3 protein-coding genes are annotated in these 1,956 nt (G+C 41.9%); 1 reads left to right on the forward strand and 2 read right to left on the reverse strand.

Annotated features, from left to right (window positions below; genetic code table 11):
• On the forward strand, positions 1-556 hold a 556-nt coding region (locus MUP17_07120; GenBank protein ID MCJ7458745.1), incomplete at its 5' end, for an aromatic amino acid lyase.
• Positions 557-661: 105 nt separating this feature from the next.
• Here MUP17_07120 and MUP17_07125 read toward each other — a convergent pair.
• Positions 662-1,318 carry a serine protease gene (locus MUP17_07125; GenBank protein MCJ7458746.1) on the reverse strand — a complete coding sequence of 219 codons (657 nt, stop codon included), beginning with the start codon at positions 1,316-1,318 and terminating at the stop codon, positions 662-664.
• A 381-nt stretch (positions 1,319-1,699) separates the two neighbouring features.
• Positions 1,700-1,956 (reverse strand): zinc ribbon domain-containing protein (locus tag MUP17_07130; GenBank protein MCJ7458747.1); only part of this gene is annotated, 257 nt, incomplete at its 5' end.

The raw sequence follows: 1,956 nt of genomic DNA on the forward strand, positions 1-1,956 counted from the left end.
GATTTTTCCGGATAAGAAAAAAGTCATCTCCGGCGGAAACTTTCACGGTGAGCCAGTGGCTTTGGCTTTAGATTTTTTAGGTATAGCTGTATCCGAGTTAGGGAGTATCTCCGAGAGAAGGACAGCCGTAATGATGGACCCTAACATTACTGACCTGCCAGCCTTTCTTACCCCTGAGCCAGGAATAAACTCAGGCTTGATGATGGCTCAGACCACAGCCGCGGCTTTAGTCTCAGAGAACAAGATATTAGCTCATCCAGCCTCAGTTGATTCGATTCCGACTTCTCTTAATCAGGAAGATCACGTCAGTATGGGCACAATTGCTTCCAGAAAGGCAAGGGAGATTGCTAATAATACTGAAGAGGTTCTGGCAATCGAGTTTTTGTGCGCCTATCAGGGGGTATGTTTTAGGGCACCTCTAAAACCGGGAATAGGGACAAACAAAATATTTTCGAGAATCAAACAAAGGGTTAAGGAAATTAAAGAGGATAGGATTTTGGTTGGGGATTTGGTGAAGATAAAAGAATTGATGAAGGTAAAGTTCGGGATTTCGTAGGTCGGGCTGTAGGAGACTGCCCGACAAAATCTAAAAATCTTTATTATCGGGTGGCTGTCGCAACCCGACCTACCTGACCTGTATGCACTAAATACTAAGACCAAATCAATGGCTTAATTTAACTTCAGAATCCAAAACACGAAGAAGTTCTGTTGAGAATGCTCGATTAGTCCTAATAGGTGGACCACCTTTTATGGGTGTCTTGCTCCAAGCTTCTCTGAGAATTGCCACGACTTTACCCGACGCATCGAGAACCGGCCCGCCAGAATAACCTGGAATAGCTTCACCTTGAAATTCAATGAATTCTACCCTCGAACCGCCTTCAATGATGGCTGAACCCTTTGCCGAAACGGGTGCCTTCCAAAGCACATACTCTCTTACCCTTGAATCGTAGCCGATGTACTGAATAGTGTCACCTGGATATATTCTTTGAAAATCTCCGAACTCTAGCGCATTGGGCTGACTTCCTCCTGTACGTTGGAAGAAAGATATATCATAACGAGGTAGGTTATACTTGAGAGCGATTCTGAAGTTATAAGCTGATCCAATATATTGGAACCATAAAGTATCCTTCAGTGCGACATGCGAGCAAGTGTAGATCGATTTTGAGTTACCAGCAACGAATGCTGTACCAATTGATGTAGTATCCTCAGGAGTGAGTAAGATCCTTCCTATTGGCAAACTTTGGGTGAAGGCGTAGTTGCCTAAAATAATAACTAGGAATGTTGTCAATGGCAGCCATTTTTTTAGAGTTCTTTTCACATAGACCTCGTATGTCATTGTTAGATCATTAATTTGATGAATTGATTAATAGTATTGATGCAAATTACATATAACTCGTTCTTATCCGCAATTATTGCGTATATACCTGCCATTTTAGGGAATAGACAGCTATGCTGAATATATTCTCCCCGTGGATTCAAATTCGAACTTTTACATTGAATATTATAACAAATCCAAAATAATTTGCAACAAAAATTTTGATTTTTGAAACCAGTAGGTCGGGCTGTTGGAGACTGCCCGACAAAATCTAAACGATGGCGTATAACGATTCCGCCACAAAAGAAGTCCCGACTTGTCGGGATTTGGATGAAAATCTTTTGTGGCGTGTTAGCCGCCCGTTGCAGGCAATCTTTTTGAAATTCACGATTCAAGATCTAAATCCCTCTCTATCCTAATCATCTCTATGGGCAGGTCCCTGCCACAATGCTTGCAAACTATTGCATCTTCTTTAATGATCTCTGCACAGTAGGGACATGTTTTGGTATGTCCTTTAGATACCAGAGGTGAAAGTACAATAATAACAGCAATAAGTAACGGAACAATTGCACATAAGAAGAACCACCATATCGGGCTGCGCCCTTTTCTTATGGCTATAATGCTCCCCACAATACCTGCAA

The sequence above is a fragment of the Candidatus Zixiibacteriota bacterium genome (assembly GCA_022865345.1).
GTDB lineage: Bacteria > Zixibacteria > MSB-5A5 > MSB-5A5 > RBG-16-43-9 > RBG-16-43-9.